Below are 16,089 nucleotides of genomic sequence, written 5' to 3'. Positions count from 1 at the left end.
GGTTCAGATGGACATCGCGTCGGCATCGGCAAACGCGGCATCGGCCCAGCCCTCGTCGCGCCGGTCGTCCGCCGTGTGCAGGACCGCGGCATCGTCTTGCCAACCTTCTTCGTCCCCGATGTTGCCGTCGCCATCGCCGCCGTCGGCCGCGTGCGCATCCGGGTCCGTCAGGTCGTCGCCAGCTCCGACGGCGGACTCGCCGATCGGCCCCTCGGCGTTGCCCGCGAAACCGGCCTGCGCGTCGACGGTTTGTGCGTCATCCCCGGGCCGCGCAGTCGGCGCATCGCGCCATGGGTCCTCCGCCACGCTTTGCACCGCGCGCGCCAGGGCGTCGCGCATCGCCGCCAGGTGCAACGACAAGCTCGCGTCGATCGCACCCAGGTCGGTTTCGGCGACGCACGCGCCGGGCGCAAGCGTCGCGTCGGCCGCCACGCACAGCCGCACGGAGCGCCCGGCCTCGCGCCACGCCGCGGCCGCTTCGTCGAAGGCCGCGCTGGCCGCGGCCAGATCCGACGGATGAACACGCAGATGAACGGGACTGCCGTCGGCGACGATCCGCTCGACCGTCGCGGCCGCGCGCGCGAAAAGCGCCTTGGGATCCACCGACGCGACGATCTGCTCGACCGCCAGCGTCACGAGCTCGGCCAGCCGGTCCTGCTGCCCGGGCGCGAGCCGGCTGGCCTCGGCATGCGCGGCTGCCGCGCGTGCGTGCCAATCGGTCAGCCCCCGCCGCAATCCGTCGTCGTAGCCGCGCTCGGCCGCTTGCGCGAACTCGCGCATGGCGCGCTCGACGAGTTCGTCCGCGCGGGCGCGGGCTTCGTCGAGCAGCATGCGGGCCTGCGCGCGCGCCGCGTCCAGCGCGTCGTCGCATTGCCGGCGCATCTCGACGTACGCCGCATCGATCTCGACGATCGCCGCGACGCGTTCATGACGCAGGACGTCGCCTTCGACGCCCGCACCGAGGCTCGTGCCTTCGGCCAGCGGATTGCGTAACCAGATCACCATGACCACTCCGGAAACAAGTCGGGCAGTTGCGAGACGATCGAAAGGCTCGGGCTCGGGCCTTCCGAAGACGGTAATGACAGCGGCAACGAAGGGGATGGCAACGCCCCCTCGTCGTCGCGCGCCGGCATGGCCAACCGCATGATCGCGAGCGGGCCGCCCGGCGCCCATCGGCAGTCGCGCTCGAAAAGCCGAAAGCCGAGCCAGGCCAGGACATCGCCATCGGCCGCGTCGAGCGGCACTTGCATGACCGATGCCGCGTGGCGCGCGCGTGCAGCAAGCGAACACGCATCGCCCGCAAGCTCGCGCTCGCGGGCGAAGAGCAGATTGACGCCGCGCGCCCCGATCCAGCCGGTCAACTTCTCGCGACGCGGCCGGTCGATCCAGGCGCGCAATGGCTCCGCCTGCTCGACGAGCGCGCGCAAGCGGAATACGGTCAGACAATCGTGCGCCGGCAGCAACGCAAGCGCCGTTTCCGGCGCGTTGAACGCGGCAAGCGGCGGCACCGGCATGCCCCATTCGTCGAGCAGCGCATCGGCAAGCGCCTCCGCCTGCGCGGGGCTGCATGCGCCGAGCCGGTCCGCACCGGGCACGCGTGCAAGGTACGCCGGATGCATCCAGTCGAACAGCGTACGTCGGCGCCGATGGTAGGCGGCCAGTCTCGCCGCCACGGCCGCCGGCGTCTCGCCGTTCGGGGCGGCAACGCTGTCGGCTGCGGCGTCGTATGCATCGGCGGCGTCGTATGCACTCGTCAAGTGCTCAACCCTGCTTGCCGTGCCGGCCATATGGTCGTTCGGATCGAAGGTCATGCCGGCGCTTTCGCCGCACGCCCCGCCCCGCGCGCGAACCGGCCCGCAAGTCCGCCGCCGCCCTTGAGCAGATTGCCGCGCCAGAGCGCGAAGCCGCCGGCGATCGTCAACAGCAGCACGCCGAGTGCGCCGCCCGCATAGACGACCCAGCCGTCCTGGCGGTGCGGGTGGGCAGGTGGATCGAGCGCATCGGCCGGCACGCTCGTCACGCTGACCTGATCGTAGGTCAGCCCCTCTATGCTGTGCACGACCAGGTTCTTGATCGCCGGCGTCATCCGATCGAGATTCGCGTCGGGCCGGTACTTGATGAAGACCGATGCGGACGACGGCTTGACCGACTGCGCGAGCGGGTCGTTGTTCGGCAGCACGATCTGCACGCGCGCCACGACCACGCCGTCGATCTTCGACAACGTATCGTCGAGTTCCTGCGACAAACCGTAAATGAAGCGCACGCGCTCCTCGGTCGGCGTGGAAACGAGCCCGTCCTTCTTGAACAGCGAGCCGAGGTCGTCGAATTTCTTGCGCGGCAGGCCGCGTGCGCGCAGCACTTCCACGGCATGCACGATCTGCTTTTCGTCGACGCTGACCGACCAGGTCTTGCCGCCATCGGGCGTGCTCTTTTGCGCGTCGACGCCGGACATCAGCAGCGCGGCCGCCATTTCGTTGCAGTCGCTTTCGGTCAGTTGCCCGTAGAGCTCCTGCTTGCAGGCCGCAAGCGACAGCACGAGCGCCGCCACCGCGACGAGCCGCCATGTGGAGGGCAGCCTCGAAGGCACGAGGTTCGGTTTCATCAGTTGCTCCGGCCAGTGTGGGAATCCTCTCTCTTCAGGGAGAGGAGAACGTCAAGTCATTGGTTCTTCATGAGCGTCTGCACGGCGTCCTTGGACGACTGCACGGTCGCCATCTTCACCTGCAGATCGGCGTTCAGGCTTGCGATCTCGAGCTGGATCGTCATGTCGGCGGCGGCAAGGCGTTCCATCGACAGCGCGCTCATGTGCTGAGTCATATAGAGCACGTCGTTCGGCACTTGCCGGTAATAGTCCGCCTGCTCCTCGACTGCTTTCGTCACGAGGTCCGCGCGCTCGGTCGGGTGGACGGCTGCCGCATGGTGGGGCGCCGAAGCCATCATCGCCTGGAATTTGTCGACGAGCGGCTGCGATATCGCGTCCGCATTCGGCGCCGCGGGCGTCGTGCCGGTGACGCGGGCCAGTTCGTACTGGAGTTGCGATGCAGTCGTGATGCTCATTTCGTTTCTCCTGGTAGGGGCAACAGGCTCAGACGCGCATGTACTGCATCGTCAGCAGCATGTCGCTGGATGAGGACGACGGCGTCGCGACCGCTTCGCCGTCTTCGGCGTGCGCGCCGTTCTCGAACGCGAGCGCGGAATCCGGCGCAACGAAGCGGCCCGTGCGCTTCGCGGTCGCGACCGCCTGCTTCAGCTCCTCGCTCGCAAGCAGAACCTTCGCGAGCCGTTCAACCTCTTCGTTGCCGCCCTCCTCCAGCAGGTGTCGGGCCTCGTCCTGCCAACCGAACTCCTGGCGGGCCTTCAGGCACTGCAGCAACATTCCCTTGCTGGCCGGCAGGCACACCGCGCGCTCGACCAGATTGCGAAAGAGCCGTTCGGCCTCGCTCCATTCCGCGCGCACCATATGCAGCCAGCCGTCGAAAAACGCGAATTCGGCGGAATCCGGGCGCAGCAGATGCAGCACGTCGACGAGGTGCTCGAGATCGTCGATGTCGACTTGCTGCGGCGTGCCTGCGCGGGCCAATGCCACCCTGACCAGGTCGACGATCGCGCCGACGACTCCCGATGGGCACTGCGGCCGATCCTTCAGAACGTCCATCCTTTCCCCCAAGGAAATCAGATTCGATCCGATGGGCCGCACCCGATGAGGCGTGGCCTTCCGTTGACGCTAAGTTACGCAACACGACGGGCGCGCCACGTGCCGGGCACGAAGTCGCACAACGAATTGCGAAGCGCCGCATGCGATGCGGCGGCGGTCCGAGCCACTTTCGCGGACGCCTTCGCGCGTGCTCGCCGCCGCGCGGTTTGCCTTGCTCACGTGGCCTGCGCCCGAGCGACGCGCCGTCGCGCCGCCCGCTTCGCAGCCCTTGTCCTTGCTTCGCATCGCCGTCGCGCCGGATACCGCGGCGCCGCTAACGTTGCATCGGGGCGCCCCATCCCGGGTGCGCGCCGGCGACAAGCGAAGGACAGCGGTCATGAGCGACGAGAAAACCGAAGAGCCCACAGACAAGAAGCTGGACAAGGTCCGCGAGGAAGGCCAGGTCGCGAAGAGCACCGACCTCGTCGAAGTCGCGTCGCTCGGCTCGATCGTGCTGGTGCTGACGGCGGGTCAGCACTATCTGGCCGACACGCTGCGCGCGGTCGTCAAGGAAGCGGTCGATTTCACCCACGGCGAGCGCGAGTTGCAGGACCTCTGGCCCATCCTCGTTCATATCGGCCTGCAGGCGCTCGGTCTGCTGTGCGGGATCGCGGCCGTCGCGCTCGTCGCCGCCATCATCGCGCTCGCCCCCCAGACGGGACTCAAGATTTCGCTGAAAGCCGTGATGCCGAAGCTTGCGTCGGTCAGCCCCGGGTCCGGCTTTCAGCGCATCTTCTCGATGAACTCGGCCATCGACCTCGCGAAGATGATCGGCAAGGCCGCGATTCTCGTCGCCGTCATGTGGCAGACGATCAAAAGCGCGATGCCCGTGGTGGCGAGCGCGCTCGATCAGTCCGTACCGCAGTTGATCGGCGTGCTGTGGTCCGTGCTCATGCATGTGGTCGTGGTCGCGCTCGGCGTGTTCGTCGTCATCGGCGCGTTCGACTACAAGCTGCAGAAGTGGCTCTTCATCCGCAAGAACCGGATGTCGAAAGACGAGGTGAAGCGCGAGCACAAGGAGAGCGAAGGCAACCCCGAACTCAAGGGCGAGCGCAAGCGCATGGCCAGGGAGATGTCGCAGGAAGGCCCGAAAGGCGGCGTCGCGCGCGCGAACGTCGTCGTGGTCAACCCGGTTCACTACGCGGTCGCGCTGCGCTACGACCCGGCGGAGTTTCCGCTGCCCGTCGTCCTCGCCAAGGGCGTGGACGAGCAGGCGCTGCGGCTGCGCCAGCAGGCGATGCACGCGCGCGTGCCCATCGTCGCGAACCCGCCCGTCGCGCGCATGCTGCACAAGGTGCCGCTCAATCAGCCGATTCCCGAAGAACTGTTCGAAGTCGTCGCCGCGATTCTTCGCTGGGTGGACGGCCTCGCGCCTCAAACCGCCACCACGGAGTAGTGGACATGTTCAAGACCATGAAACTGCCCGGCATCGGCGAGGCCGGCATCGCCGTCCTGCTGATCGCGATCGTCTCGCTGATGATCCTGCCGCTGCCCCCCGCCATCATCGACGGGCTGCTCGCGATCAACATCACGATCAGCATCACGCTGCTCATGGTGACGATGTATGTGGGCCATATCGCCACGCTCTCGGCGTTCCCGTCCGTGCTGCTCTTCACGACGCTTTTCCGGCTCTCGCTGAATATCGCGTCGACGAAGTCGATCCTGCTGCATGCCGATGCCGGCGAAATCATCGAAAGCTTCGGGCAGCTCGTCGTGGGCGGCAATCTCGTCGTCGGCCTTGTCGTGTTCGTCATCATCTCCGTCGTGCAGTTCATCGTGATCGCCAAGGGCTCGGAGCGCGTCGCCGAAGTGGGGGCACGGTTCACGCTCGATGCGCTGCCCGGCAAACAGATGAGCATCGATGCCGACCTCCGCGCGAACATCCTGACGCCGGACGAAGCCCGCAGGAAACGCGCGAGGCTCGCCATCGAAAGCCAATTGCATGGCGGCATGGACGGCGCGATGAAGTTCGTGAAAGGCGATGCGATCGCCGGCCTCATGATCACGATGATCAACATCGTCGCGGGTATCGCCGTGGGCGTCGCCTATCACGGCATGTCGGCCGGCGAGGCGGCCAACCGCTTCTCGGTCCTCTCGATCGGCGACGCCATGGTCTCGCAGATTCCCTCGCTGCTGATCTCGGTGGCCGCGGGCGTCATGATCACACGCGTGGACGAAGGCGGCGACCATGGAAACTCCTCCCTCGGCGAAGACATCAGGCGCCAGTTCACGAGCAGCTCGCGCGCGCTGTACTTCGCCGCGCTGCTGCTGCTCGGCTTCGCCGCCGTGCCCGGTTTTCCGGCCGCACTCTTCGCGCTGCTCGCCGGGCTGCTCGGCTTCGTCGGCTACCGTCTGCAGAAAAAGCAGGACGGTCCCGCCAAAGGCGCCGGCAAGCCCGTAGGGGCACTGCAGCGCGCCGGCGCCAAGGGCGACGCGCCGTCGATCCTGCCACGCCCGCCGCAGTTCACCTGTCCGCTCGGCGTGCGCCTCGCAGCCGACGTCAGCGCGCGTCTCGCGGCCGATGCCCTTGACCGCGCGTTCGACGCACAGCGCCACGCGCTGCAATCGGAAGTCGGCCTGCCGTTCCCCGGCATCATGATGTGGTCCGACGGCACGCTGCCCGAAGACAGTTACGAAGTGCTCATCTTCGACGTGCCGCAAGGACGCACCACGCTCGCCGAAACGCGCGCGGTACACGCGGCGGCCGACGGCGGCGCAGCGGACGCGCCTGCCGCCGCGGCGACCCCGGAAGCATTGATCGCACGCCACACGATCGACCTGCTGCGGCGCAATGCCCATCTCTTTCTCGGCATCCAGGAAGCACAGTGGATGCTCGATCAGCTCAACGAGGACTACCCGGGCCTCGTCGCGGAGGTACAAAAGGCACTGCCGCTGCAGAAGATGGCGGACGTGCTGCGCCGGCTGCTGGAGGAAGACGTGCCCGTGCGCAATATCCGCAGCATCACCGAAAGCCTGATCGTCTGGGGACCGAAGGAGAAGGACATGCTGATGCTGACCGAGTACATCCGCATGGAGCTCGGCCGGCTCATCGCCTATCGCGCGACGGGTGGCGTGCGGGATTTGCCCGTCGTACTCGTCGACGTTCAGGTCGAGCAACACATCCGGCAGTCGATCAAACAGACCCCCACGGGCAACTTCCTCGCGCTGCCGCCCGACGAAATCGGCCAGCTCGTCGGCAAGATCGCCGACATCGTCGGCGATACGCCGCGGCAGCCGCTGGCGCTCGTCGCGTCGATGGATATCCGGCGCTACATCAAGCGCATGATCGAGGCACGGCTGCCCTGGCTGCCCGTGTATTCGTACCAGGAGCTCGGCGCGCATGTCGATCTCCAGCCCGTCGGCCGCCTGGCGATGTGATCGAGCGAGCCGCGCCATGCACTCCTCCGCCCCTCATCGCGCCCGCGTCATCGCGGCGCCGGCCGCGCACACCGACCCCGCACCCGAGATGCCGGCCGCGCAGTTGAGCCGCCAGGCCGCCCTTTTTCAGCGCCTGCGCGAAGGCACGCGCGCCGGCGCATCGGAAGCGCCCGGCGACGGGCAGCCGTGCGCCGCACCGGCCGAGCCGCCATTCGCCGAGCCAGCCGATCCGCTCTACCCGGTCGCCGGGTTCGCCGCGGACGAACATCGCGACGATGCCGGCAGCGGCGAGCGCGACGACGACGCACAGGCCGGCTCCGGCGACGAACACGACGACGCTGCGGCGCACGCCCGATCGGCAGCCCCGGTGCCCGCTCCGGTACCTGCGACGATTCATCCGCCCATGCATTCGACGATGCGCGTGCCGGTGCATTCGGCCATGCATGGGCTCGTGCATGTGCCGGCATATTCGACGATGCCGGCACCGACGCCGATGCCGGCGCGCGGCGCGGCGCCGCTTTCACCGCAGAGGCCGCCCAACGCCTGGCCATCGGCGGCTGCGCCGGACACGCCGCGCGTACAAGCCGCGCGCGAGCCGCGGCGCCCCGAAGCAGGCGGCCCGCACGCCGTGGTCGCCGTGCAGGCACCGGCGCGCACGGGCCAGGACATGAACCGGTTCGTCGATTCGATCGTCGCCGAGGTGTCGGACTTCTGCGCCAATCCGATCGTGTTCGCAAGCGGCGACTGGCAGATCACGATTCCCATCGATCCGGCGCTGCTGCCAGGCTGCACGTTGAGCCTCGCGCTTTCGCATTTCCAGTTGACGCTTCGCTTCGACACCACCGACGCACGCTCGCGCGAACTAATCTCACAGCATGCGGCGACGTTGCGCACAAGCCTCGAAGAAGTGATGCAAGGCCGCTTCGACGGCGCGCGCAGCGTCGAGATCATCGTCACGTAAAACCCATATGGATACCACACGAACGCTACTGACAGACCACGTTGCGGCGGGCGCCCAAGCGCCGGCGGTAGCCGTTTTGCTCGATCCCGCGCGGCTGCCCGCGCTTGCGGCCGCCACCGCGCGCCAGCATCGGCTCGCCGTCGACGAGCGCCTGAGCGCACTGCTCGCTCACGCGCTCGGCGTCTCGGCCTTCAGCGTCGGCGCGCACGACTTCGTGGCGCCGGAGCGCGCCGCCGTCGTGCGCGTGCGCTGGGGCATGGAGACGGCCGCGGTGCGCATCGACGTCGGACAGCACACGGGGCTCGCGAGCGTCGTCGCGTCGGACGAGCCCGTCAACGAGCGCTTGCGCGATGCCGTGTGCGCGATCCTGCTCGATCCGCTGCGGCGCGCCCTGCAAGCGCTCGGCTTCGACGGCGCGGAAATCGTCTCGCTCGAACGCGCCGCGCGTCAGCCGCCGAGCGCGCCTTGCTGCGCGCTCTCGCTGCGCCTGGGCGATACCCGCTTCGATGCGGTGATCGAGCACATCGACAGCGGCTGGCTCGACGCGCTCGAAACGCTCGTGGCCCGGCAATGCACGCCGTTCGCCACCCACGTCAGCGAGATCGCCGTACCGGGCCGGCTGCGGATCGGCGAGAAAACCATGAACGTGACGACGCTCGATTCGCTGCGCGCGGGGGACGTCATCTTGCGTGCCGTTCCCGAAGCCACCCGCGCGCTCTTCGCGAACGAGCGCTCGTCCGCCCCGATGCAAGTCGTCTGGGGCCGCTACGGGACGCGGCAACTGCGCGCCGTGGCAGACGTCACCCACCATCTGATGACCTTGAGCGAGGACCCCACCATGAGCCATGAGACGCAGTTCAACGCGCCGCTTACCGATTCGATCGACACGCCCGTCGAAATCAGCCAGCTGGACCTGCCGCTGAAGCTCGAGATCGACACGGTTTCGATGCCGGTCGCCCAGCTCTCGGCGCTGCGCGCGGGCTACGTGCTCGAGCTGCCCACCGCGCTGCCCGATGCGCGCGTGCGGCTCGTCACCTACGGGCAGACGATCGGCTTCGGCGAACTCGTGAGCGTCGGCGATCATCTCGGCGTGCGTCTCGTTCAGCTGTCGCGCGGCCATGGTTCAGTTTAGCGATCTCACCGGGCTGCTGATCACCGTCGTCGCGATCAGCCTGATCCCGTTCGTCGCCATGGTCGCGACCTCGTACGCGAAGATCGTCGTCGTGCTCGGACTGTTGCGCAACGCGCTCGGCGTGCAGCAGGTGCCGCCGAACATGGTGCTCAACGGCATCGCGGTCCTCGTCTCCGCTTACGTGATGGCGCCGATCGGCATGCAGGCCATGCAAACCATGCAGACGATGCACCGTACCCCCGGCAGCGACACGTCGCTCGTCGTGCTCGATGCGTTCGATGCGGCAAAGGAGCCGTTTCGCGCCTTTCTGAAGAAGCACGCGCACGAGCGCGAAAAGCGGTTCTTCGTGCGCTCGGCAACCGTGGTCTGGCCGAAGGACATGGCGGCGAAGATCCGTGAGGACGATCTCATCGTCCTTGCCCCGGCCTTCACGCTGACCGAGATGACCGACGCCTTCAAGATCGGCTTTCTGCTGTACATCGCATTCATCGTCGTCGATCTCGTCATCGCCAACGTGCTGATGGCGATGGGCCTGAATCAGGTCCAGCCGACGAACGTCGCGATTCCGTTCAAGCTGCTGCTGTTCGTCGTCATGAGCGGCTGGTCCACATTGATTCACGGTCTTGTCATGACCTATCGCTGAGGCGCGCACCATGGAAACCGATACGCTCGTTCGCATCACCTCGCAGGGCCTGCTGCTCTGCCTGTCCGTCTCGATGCCGGTAGTGGCCGTCGCCGCGCTCTCCGGCCTCGCGATTTCGTTCGTGCAGGCCATCACGTCGATGCAGGACCAAAGCATCTCGTACGCGGTGAAGCTCGTGGCCGTCGTGGCCACCGTGCTCATGATCGGCGCCTGGGGCGCCGCCGCGATCCTGCGCTTCGCCAATCAGATCATCACGCTCGCGGTGCCGTCGTGAATTCGCCGATCCGCAACAACCACGGCCACCACGCCGCCGATCTCGCGCAGCAGGCGCAGGCCGGCGCCGAGCACGTGGGGCAGATGACCCAGGCGCGCGGCTTCACGGGCGTGAAGGTGCAGCACACGAAGATGCAGCGCGCGCGCATGCAGCACAACAAGATGCTCGCCGCCGCTTTCTACCGCGGCAAGCGTTTTGCCGAAGGCATGCACAAGCCGCCGCCCCCTTCCGCGCAAAAGCTGATGCGCCAGCTCGGCCAACGGCCGCGGCCGGCGGGCTCGGCGAAGACGCAGGGCAAAGAGGCATCGGCTCACGAGCGGCCGGACGACCCGCACGCGCTCGAGCCCAGGCACGAGCATGAACACGAACACCCGCACGAGCGCGAACGCAAGCACGAGCAGGGTCAGCAGCAAAAGCACGGACAGCAGCAAAAGCGCGAGCGCGATCAGCAACACGGCGACGGGCAGCAACAGCATCGCAACGGCCATGGGCACGATCGCGGCTCGAATCAGCACGGCGAAGAGCAGGGGCAGCCGCAGCAGGGTGCGCCGCGCGACGGGCAGCCTCGGCGCGACGGCCGTCAGTCCGGCGAAGGCCGCGACAAACCCCGCAAGTTCGCGATCGGCAAGGCGGGCCGGGCCAAGGCCGCCGCGCGCAGCCAGCCGCTCGCGGCCACGATGCAACTGCTCGCGACGCACAAGCTCGGTGCGCCGGACTTGCCGGCCGAACTCGCGGCGGCGTGCGCGAAGGAGGTGCTGCGGCTTGCCGCGCAGATCGAGCTGGGGCCCTTGCTGGCGGTGCCGATGCTGCTCGCGATGCGCTCGCCGATGGCGCTTCGGCGCAATGCTGCCCGGCTTCACGCGCACCGCCATGCGGCACTGATGCAAAGTGCCGCCACCCCGGGCAAGGCCGCCGCGGTGGCGGGGCTTCTCGGCGTATCGCTCGACAACACGCTCGCCCGCCAGAGCGCGGGCATCGAATACTCGTACGACGATCAATCGATCGCGGCCGTGAAGCAACGCATTCTCGACACGCAAGCCGCGCTGCCGGCCGGCGGGGTGCCCGCCGGCGCCGCCGTCACGGGCGGCGCGATCGGTGGTCCAACCGGCGCCGCGCGGCAAGGGACGGCCAAGCCCACGGCCGGCGCTTCGGATAAGACGTTCGAAGTTCGCATGGCGCCGGCTGCGCCACCGGCAAAACCCTAAACTGATTTCGACGGTCAAGGCCCGGCGGCCCGATGCGCGAAGCAGCGAAACGCCGGAGCGGCGACCAGCAAGGGCAACCGCATGACCCACGTCGGATACACGGATACCACGATCATGAAAGCGCTTCGAGTACTGACCGGCACCCACGCCGGAGCCCAGGTCCGGCTCACGAGCGGCACCTACCGGATCGGCGCCACCGAGCACTCGGATGTCTGCATCAGCGACTGGACGGTCGAGGACATCGAGCTTTGCGTGGGCGAGGACGGTGTGGCGCGGATTCGCTCGGCGAACGGCGACGAGGTGCTCGTGGCGGACTTCGTGGCCGTGCCGTTCGGCGACGTCGTGTTTTGCGTGGGCCCCGACGGCGAAGCCTGGCCGCGCGATCTCGATTTGCTGGCGGGCCTCTGGAAGACGGCCGAGCCGCCTGCCGCCGACACCGCGACGGGGGCTGACGCGGATAGCGGCGCGCCGGATCGGGCCCCGGCCCATGCGGACGAACCCGGTGCCGGCCATGCGCCGGCCGATTCGCCCAAGGTGCCCTGGCGCACGGCCGTGCTGGCGCTCGCCTGCACCGCTGCGATCGGCGGCATCGCCGTGGCCGGTGTGATGTTCGCGGGTACGCAGTCGAGCGAAGCGGCGAGCGTGAGGTTCGACGCCGACGCGCTCGCACGGCAGTTGCAGGAGGCCCTGCACCGCGAAGGCCTCGGCGACCTGCAGGCAATGGCACGCAAGGACAGTGTGGCGGTGCGCGGCATCGTGACGAGCACCGACGAAAGCGCGAAGGCGCAGCGGATCATGGACAGCCTCGCGCGCGGCAAGGTGCGGCGCGAATACGACGTCGCGCAGCAAGACGTGGACAACATCCAGCAGTCGCTCGCCGGCACGGGCGCGGCAGTGAGTTACCAAGGCCACGGCATCTTCCGCGTGAGCGGCAGCGTGCAGTCGATGACGACCTTCCGCACGCTGATAGCGGGTATCAGGGCCGACCTCGGCGACAACGTCAAGCGCGTCGACGTCGATGTCAAGGAGGCGCAGGCGCTCACGCCCGATGTCGAGTACACGTCGGTGATCGCCACGGGCGGGCTGCGCTACATCGAGACGCCCGACGGCACGAAGCATCTGTTCGCGAGCAGCAGGGACGAAGCAAACAATTGACCTCGACCACCAAAGGAACCGACATGTACGACGCATTGCTTCCCATCGCGCAGGATCTGAACGCGCTCGATGCCACGCTCTCGGCGCCCGACGGCGCGCAACGGGTCGCGCGCATCGCGGCGGCCTTCGACGAAACCGCGCGCCGGATCAGTACGGCCACGCAGTCCGCGGCCGACGAGCGCGAGCGGCTCGATCTGCAAAAGCTTTATCGCGGGATGATCGCGGCGCGCCGCATCGTGCTCACGCTGCAGGAGCGCCACAGCGCCCGTGGCGCGGCGCTTTGACGGCATCCGCGGCGATACGGAAGACGGTTGAACAGTTTGCAGTTGCAGCATCCGGCTGCGCGTCAGCCGGTCCGGACCGGCGGCCACCACGGCCACGGGCCTTTTACCGAAGCATCAGGCGTCAACCCACAGCAGTGCTTTTTCCATCACTTTCTTGATAAGGGGAATACATCATGTCTTCATCGATCGGAAGCTCGGGCGTCTCGCAAGCCGGTTCGCAAAACGCCGACATGGTCGGCCAGATGCAGGCCATGGCCAACCAGAACAACGCCATGACGATGGCCGCCATGCAGATCAACATGCAGCAGCAGGAAACGTCGGCGCTCGCTTCCGTCGGCAACAACGGCGCGAAGAACATCGCCGACGCCGCGAAGGGCCAGTAAGCCGCTCGCGTTGCCGCAGTCCGTTCGCGCGAGGGGCACGAAGGCGGAAAGCCTGGCTTTCCGGCTACGTGCCCCCGCTTTTTTGCAAGCGGGCCGCCCTATTTTCGCCGGAGATTGCCGCCCATGAGCAGGGAACGTTTCGTCGAGTTGATTCACGAAGTTTGCGCGGTGGTCGGGCTGCCCGACGCCGAGTACGTCGTCGAGACGCAAACGCTCGAGATCGAGGGGTTCGACGTCCATCTCGACCACCACGAGACCGACCCCGATTCGGTCTATGTCAGCTTTCATTACGGCGCCGTCACGCCCGGCCGGTCGCTCGTCGTTTTTCGGCTCATGCTTGAGGCCAACCTGCTCGTCTACGCGCAGGACCAGGCGCAACTGTGCCTCGAATCCGATACGGGCAACGTCGTGCTGCTCGTCCATCTGCCGATGGGCCCGACGATCACCGGCGATTATCTCGCCGATCTCTTCTCGCACTACGCCGAACACGGCCGCTACTGGCAAAACAACATCCTCGAATCGCCGGACGAAATGTTCGAGGGCATCGCCTCGGGCAATTTCATGTGGCTGCGGGCGTAAGCCCGGCGAGCGCAAGCGCGCTTCAGGCAACGGGCGCATCCGCGCGCGCATCGATGCCTGGCCAGCCATCGCATCCGTTCGTACACGGCACGTCGCTTCACGCTCACGCGATCGCGAGCGCCCGCCCGCTCGGCGCTATGCCGCCACGCGCGGGATCAGCAAGACGAGGCGGCGGCGCGTGCCCCCGTCTCCCGCATCGCCGGAACCGGTATCGTCCGCGCGACGCGCGACATCGCCTCCGTGCCCCGCCGGCCCCTCGATGACGAGGCACTCGCCCGGCGCCAGGCTTTCGTCGACCGCCCGATAGCCGCGCGCATCGCGGCGGCGTCCCAGTTCCACGCGCAAGCCGATACGCGGCATCGACGCGGCGCCTTCGACCGTCGGTGCAATCGAGAGCCAGAGGTCGCGGGCACCGTCATCGGGCAGGTCATCCTCGTCACGGCGTGCGAGGCGTGCCTCGTGGCGGTCGATGACGGCCGGCGAGCGGTCGTGCGTGAGCGCCGTTTGCGACACCTCGATTTCGGCGCGGCCGCTCCTGGCCAATGCCTTGAGCTGCGCGATCAGCGCGCGGCCGCCGTCGGGCGCGACACCTGCATCGCGGTGCTCGCGCACGTCCGCCGTCGCCTGCTCCGCGCCTGCCCCGTCGGCCATGGCCGGCGGCAGCGCGGGCCGCAACGCGTCGAGCGCGTCGCCATCGACATCCACCACCCACGTTTGGACCGATACGAGCTGCGCACGCACGTCCAGGCTGGCGACGAGCGCGCCGTCGGCGTCGATGCGCTCGGCCCGATCGCGTATCAGGATGGAATTCGTGGTCGCATCCGCTTCGATCACCGGCAACGCCGCATCGAACTCGACGATCCGCGGTGCATCGGAGACGGCGGTCCCGCTCGCAACGGCCGGGCGCTCGAAACGGCGCCGCAAGAGCGTGGCCACACCGGGCACGACGAGCGTGCGGCCATCGACCACGCGCGTTTCGTCGGCGGCATTCGCGGCACTCAGGCGAAACACCCGCACGGACAAACGCACGCGCGCTCGCGCGTCGCGTTCGAAGCGCTCGGCCGCGGCACGAATACGCTCCACGTAGGTCGCCGGCCCGTGCACGTTCACAGTTTGCGCGGCGGCGTCCACCGCCAGCGGGAAGTGCGTATCGGCAAGACCTGCCTGCTCGAGCGACGCACGCAGCGCATTCGCCGAAAGGAAGTGAGGCCGGATGGCGATATGCGCCTGCTCGTTCGCGGGCGACACATGCAGGACCGCACCGTCGTAGTACCAGACGAATCCGTACGAACGGCTCATGACATCGAGAAAGCGCTGCGGCGGCATCGCGAAACGGCCGCTCACGACGCCCTCCACTTGACCGTCGATGCGCAGCGCAACGTGCTGCCCCGCCGCGAAGGCATTCAGGACCTCCGCGAGGCCCGCGCCGTTCGTCGCGTAGACGAAACGGGCGCCGGAGCCGCCGGCCCACGCCATGCTCGCCGCCTGCGCATGCACGGTGGCCGCGCAGACGAAGGCAGCGACGGCGCCGCGCGCGAGCGCTCGCATTCGTGCCGCGTTCATGCGGCGCCTTCCGGCGACGCACCGGCGCCCGACGCAGCGGCGCCCGACGCATCGGCGCCCGACTGATCCCTATCCGGCTTGAGGGTCAAGCGGTAACCCGTCGCATAGACCGATTGCACGGTCCAGCCGACGCCGGCCGCCTTCAGGCTCGCACGCAGGCGGCTCACGTACATGTCGACGGAGCGGCTTTGCACGGCCGCATCCCAGCCCCAGACCACGCTCATCAGATCCTGCCTCAGCACGACGGCGCCCGTGTGCCGAGCGAGATGCCAGAGAATGTCGAACTCCTTGGTGCCGAGCTTGTGCGCCACGCCCGCCACCACGAGCGAGCGCGCCTGCTGATCGAGCACGCATTCGTCGTCGACGAACATCTTTCGGCCCTGCACGTTCATCGGCGCGAAGCGGCGCAGCAGGGCGCGCATGCGCGCGAGCAGCACCTGCCTGTCGTAGGGCTTCACGAGATAGTCGTCGGCACCCGCATCGAGTATGCGCACGATGTCGGACTCCGCCGAGTGCACGGTCTGAAAAATCACGGGCATGATCGATTGCGAGCGGCTGCGGATCTTTTGCAGCAGCTTGTCGCCGGACACGCCCGGCAGATCCCAGTCGAGAATCGCGAGATCGGCCCACTGCTCCGACAGAAATTGCTGCGCGTCGAGCCCGCTGTGAAAAGCGTCGACGTGGTAGCCCTCGCTCTTGAGCCAAGAATGGATGAGCGCGTGATGCGCGACGTCGTCCTCGACGAACAGAATGCGTACGGGTTTGCCTGCAAGCGATTTCATGTGAACTCTTGGTTCTGACGGCCGCGCGGGAGTCGGCGCCCGGCCCGCGCAACGCG

19 protein-coding genes are annotated in these 16,089 nt (G+C 67.8%); 11 read left to right on the top strand and 8 right to left on the bottom strand.

Annotated elements, in window-relative coordinates:
- Positions 1-3: 3 nt before the first annotated feature.
- From sctL to CFB81_RS19710, 5 genes are read right to left on the bottom strand one after another with little or no spacing between them, the layout of a single operon-like run.
- The gene (gene sctL / locus CFB81_RS19730) at positions 4-1,005 is read right to left on the bottom strand and encodes a type III secretion system stator protein SctL (RefSeq protein WP_089436241.1); all 1,002 of its coding nucleotides are present in this window, start codon (positions 1,003-1,005) and stop codon (positions 4-6) included.
- Positions 999-1,811 (bottom strand): type III secretion protein HrpB4, encoded by an 813-nt coding sequence (locus CFB81_RS19725; RefSeq protein ID WP_256976278.1) that lies wholly within the window; start codon positions 1,809-1,811, stop codon positions 999-1,001. Before CFB81_RS19725 ends, sctL begins: the two co-directional genes overlap by 7 nt.
- Entirely contained in the window at positions 1,808-2,602 is a 795-nt protein-coding gene (sctJ, locus tag CFB81_RS19720; protein ID WP_069618409.1) for a type III secretion system inner membrane ring lipoprotein SctJ, read from the bottom strand. The genes CFB81_RS19725 and sctJ overlap by 4 nt, the downstream gene beginning before the upstream one ends.
- 56 nt (positions 2,603-2,658) lie before the next feature.
- A complete protein-coding gene (locus CFB81_RS19715) occupies positions 2,659-3,057 on the bottom strand; it encodes a serine kinase (protein WP_069618410.1) in 399 nt (132 codons plus the stop codon).
- A gap of 28 nt (positions 3,058-3,085) precedes the next feature.
- Positions 3,086-3,697, bottom strand: coding sequence for an HrpB1 family type III secretion system apparatus protein (locus CFB81_RS19710; protein ID WP_256121970.1), 612 nt, complete (start codon positions 3,695-3,697; stop codon positions 3,086-3,088).
- A 334-nt stretch (positions 3,698-4,031) separates the two neighbouring features.
- On the opposite strand from CFB81_RS19710, the gene sctU reads away from it, so the two are divergent.
- From sctU to sctS, 6 genes are all read left to right on the top strand, one after another.
- Entirely contained in the window at positions 4,032-5,090 is a 1,059-nt protein-coding gene (gene sctU, locus CFB81_RS19705) for a type III secretion system export apparatus subunit SctU (RefSeq protein WP_089436240.1), read from the top strand.
- A gap of 5 nt (positions 5,091-5,095) precedes the next feature.
- Positions 5,096-7,072: an FHIPEP family type III secretion protein gene (locus CFB81_RS19700; RefSeq protein ID WP_089437071.1), complete on the top strand. Its 1,977-nt coding sequence runs from the start codon at positions 5,096-5,098 to the stop codon at positions 7,070-7,072.
- 16 nt (positions 7,073-7,088) lie between these two features.
- Positions 7,089-8,033 (top strand): type III secretion system protein SctP, encoded by a 945-nt coding sequence (sctP, locus tag CFB81_RS19695; RefSeq protein ID WP_089436239.1) that lies wholly within the window; start codon positions 7,089-7,091, stop codon positions 8,031-8,033.
- 76 nt (positions 8,034-8,109) lie between these two features.
- Positions 8,110-9,165, top strand: coding sequence for a type III secretion system cytoplasmic ring protein SctQ (gene sctQ, locus CFB81_RS19690; protein ID WP_256976277.1), 1,056 nt, complete (start codon positions 8,110-8,112; stop codon positions 9,163-9,165).
- Entirely contained in the window at positions 9,152-9,808 is a 657-nt protein-coding gene (gene sctR / locus CFB81_RS19685) for a type III secretion system export apparatus subunit SctR (protein ID WP_069618416.1), read from the top strand. Before sctQ ends, sctR begins: the two co-directional genes overlap by 14 nt.
- Before the next feature lie 10 nt (positions 9,809-9,818).
- Positions 9,819-10,082, top strand: a complete 264-nt coding sequence (gene sctS, locus CFB81_RS19680) for a type III secretion system export apparatus subunit SctS (RefSeq protein ID WP_027782683.1) — start codon at positions 9,819-9,821, stop codon at positions 10,080-10,082.
- Here the strand turns inward: sctS and CFB81_RS36630 are convergent.
- Entirely contained in the window at positions 10,052-10,780 is a 729-nt protein-coding gene (locus tag CFB81_RS36630) for a hypothetical protein (RefSeq protein WP_256976275.1), read from the bottom strand. The genes sctS and CFB81_RS36630 overlap by 31 nt on opposite strands.
- Here CFB81_RS36630 and CFB81_RS36625 point away from each other — a divergent pair.
- The 5 genes from CFB81_RS36625 to CFB81_RS19655 all read left to right on the top strand — a co-directional run bounded on the left by CFB81_RS36625 (position 10,760) and on the right by CFB81_RS19655 (position 13,688).
- Positions 10,760-11,287 carry a hypothetical protein gene (locus tag CFB81_RS36625; protein WP_256976274.1) on the top strand — a complete coding sequence of 176 codons (528 nt, stop codon included), beginning with the start codon at positions 10,760-10,762 and terminating at the stop codon, positions 11,285-11,287. The genes CFB81_RS36630 and CFB81_RS36625 overlap by 21 nt on opposite strands.
- 81 nt (positions 11,288-11,368) lie before the next feature.
- On the top strand, positions 11,369-12,442 hold the full coding sequence (hrpD5, locus tag CFB81_RS19670) for an HrpD5 family protein (protein WP_089436236.1): 1,074 nt from the start codon (positions 11,369-11,371) through the stop codon (positions 12,440-12,442).
- Positions 12,443-12,465: 23 nt separating this feature from the next.
- A complete protein-coding gene (locus CFB81_RS19665; RefSeq protein ID WP_011660757.1) occupies positions 12,466-12,726 on the top strand; it encodes a hypothetical protein in 261 nt (86 codons plus the stop codon).
- A gap of 173 nt (positions 12,727-12,899) precedes the next feature.
- The gene (locus CFB81_RS19660; RefSeq protein ID WP_006765597.1) at positions 12,900-13,109 is read left to right on the top strand and encodes a hypothetical protein; all 210 of its coding nucleotides are present in this window, start codon (positions 12,900-12,902) and stop codon (positions 13,107-13,109) included.
- A gap of 123 nt (positions 13,110-13,232) precedes the next feature.
- Positions 13,233-13,688 (top strand): molecular chaperone Tir, encoded by a 456-nt coding sequence (locus tag CFB81_RS19655; protein ID WP_040139485.1) that lies wholly within the window; start codon positions 13,233-13,235, stop codon positions 13,686-13,688.
- A 135-nt stretch (positions 13,689-13,823) separates the two neighbouring features.
- Here CFB81_RS19655 and CFB81_RS19650 read toward each other — a convergent pair whose 3' ends face one another.
- Together CFB81_RS19650 and CFB81_RS19645 are read right to left on the bottom strand one after the other, a co-directional pair.
- A complete protein-coding gene (locus CFB81_RS19650) occupies positions 13,824-15,236 on the bottom strand; it encodes a secretin N-terminal domain-containing protein (RefSeq protein WP_256976272.1) in 1,413 nt (470 codons plus the stop codon).
- A gap of 11 nt (positions 15,237-15,247) precedes the next feature.
- The gene (locus tag CFB81_RS19645) at positions 15,248-16,033 is read right to left on the bottom strand and encodes a response regulator transcription factor (protein ID WP_089436234.1); all 786 of its coding nucleotides are present in this window, start codon (positions 16,031-16,033) and stop codon (positions 15,248-15,250) included.
- Positions 16,034-16,089: the final 56 nt, after the last annotated feature.

This window comes from Burkholderia sp. AU28863, assembly GCF_002223195.1.
In the GTDB taxonomy this organism is placed as follows: domain Bacteria; phylum Pseudomonadota; class Gammaproteobacteria; order Burkholderiales; family Burkholderiaceae; genus Burkholderia; species Burkholderia sola.
This window is presented reverse-complemented; position numbering and strand designations above follow the sequence as displayed.

What these genes read in the sequence shown, in the direction of transcription:
- CFB81_RS19665 (WP_011660757.1), top strand. Translation starts at nt 12,466, where the DNA reads ATGTACGACGCATTGCTTCCCATCGCGCAGGATCTGAACGCGCTCGAT.
- CFB81_RS19725 (WP_256976278.1), bottom strand. Translation starts at nt 1,811, where the DNA reads ATGACCTTCGATCCGAACGACCATATGGCCGGCACGGCAAGCAGGGTT.
- sctR (WP_069618416.1), top strand. Translation starts at nt 9,152, where the DNA reads ATGGTTCAGTTTAGCGATCTCACCGGGCTGCTGATCACCGTCGTCGCG.
- CFB81_RS19655 (WP_040139485.1), top strand. Translation starts at nt 13,233, where the DNA reads ATGAGCAGGGAACGTTTCGTCGAGTTGATTCACGAAGTTTGCGCGGTG.
- CFB81_RS19645 (WP_089436234.1), bottom strand. Translation starts at nt 16,033, where the DNA reads ATGAAATCGCTTGCAGGCAAACCCGTACGCATTCTGTTCGTCGAGGAC.
- sctP (WP_089436239.1), top strand. Translation starts at nt 7,089, where the DNA reads ATGCACTCCTCCGCCCCTCATCGCGCCCGCGTCATCGCGGCGCCGGCC.
- CFB81_RS36625 (WP_256976274.1), top strand. Translation starts at nt 10,760, where the DNA reads ATGCAACTGCTCGCGACGCACAAGCTCGGTGCGCCGGACTTGCCGGCC.
- sctJ (WP_069618409.1), bottom strand. Translation starts at nt 2,602, where the DNA reads ATGAAACCGAACCTCGTGCCTTCGAGGCTGCCCTCCACATGGCGGCTC.
- sctL (WP_089436241.1), bottom strand. Translation starts at nt 1,005, where the DNA reads ATGGTGATCTGGTTACGCAATCCGCTGGCCGAAGGCACGAGCCTCGGT.
- CFB81_RS19700 (WP_089437071.1), top strand. Translation starts at nt 5,096, where the DNA reads ATGTTCAAGACCATGAAACTGCCCGGCATCGGCGAGGCCGGCATCGCC.
- sctU (WP_089436240.1), top strand. Translation starts at nt 4,032, where the DNA reads ATGAGCGACGAGAAAACCGAAGAGCCCACAGACAAGAAGCTGGACAAG.
- CFB81_RS19660 (WP_006765597.1), top strand. Translation starts at nt 12,900, where the DNA reads ATGTCTTCATCGATCGGAAGCTCGGGCGTCTCGCAAGCCGGTTCGCAA.
- sctS (WP_027782683.1), top strand. Translation starts at nt 9,819, where the DNA reads ATGGAAACCGATACGCTCGTTCGCATCACCTCGCAGGGCCTGCTGCTC.
- CFB81_RS19715 (WP_069618410.1), bottom strand. Translation starts at nt 3,057, where the DNA reads ATGAGCATCACGACTGCATCGCAACTCCAGTACGAACTGGCCCGCGTC.
- hrpD5 (WP_089436236.1), top strand. Translation starts at nt 11,369, where the DNA reads ATGACCCACGTCGGATACACGGATACCACGATCATGAAAGCGCTTCGA.
- CFB81_RS19650 (WP_256976272.1), bottom strand. Translation starts at nt 15,236, where the DNA reads ATGCGAGCGCTCGCGCGCGGCGCCGTCGCTGCCTTCGTCTGCGCGGCC.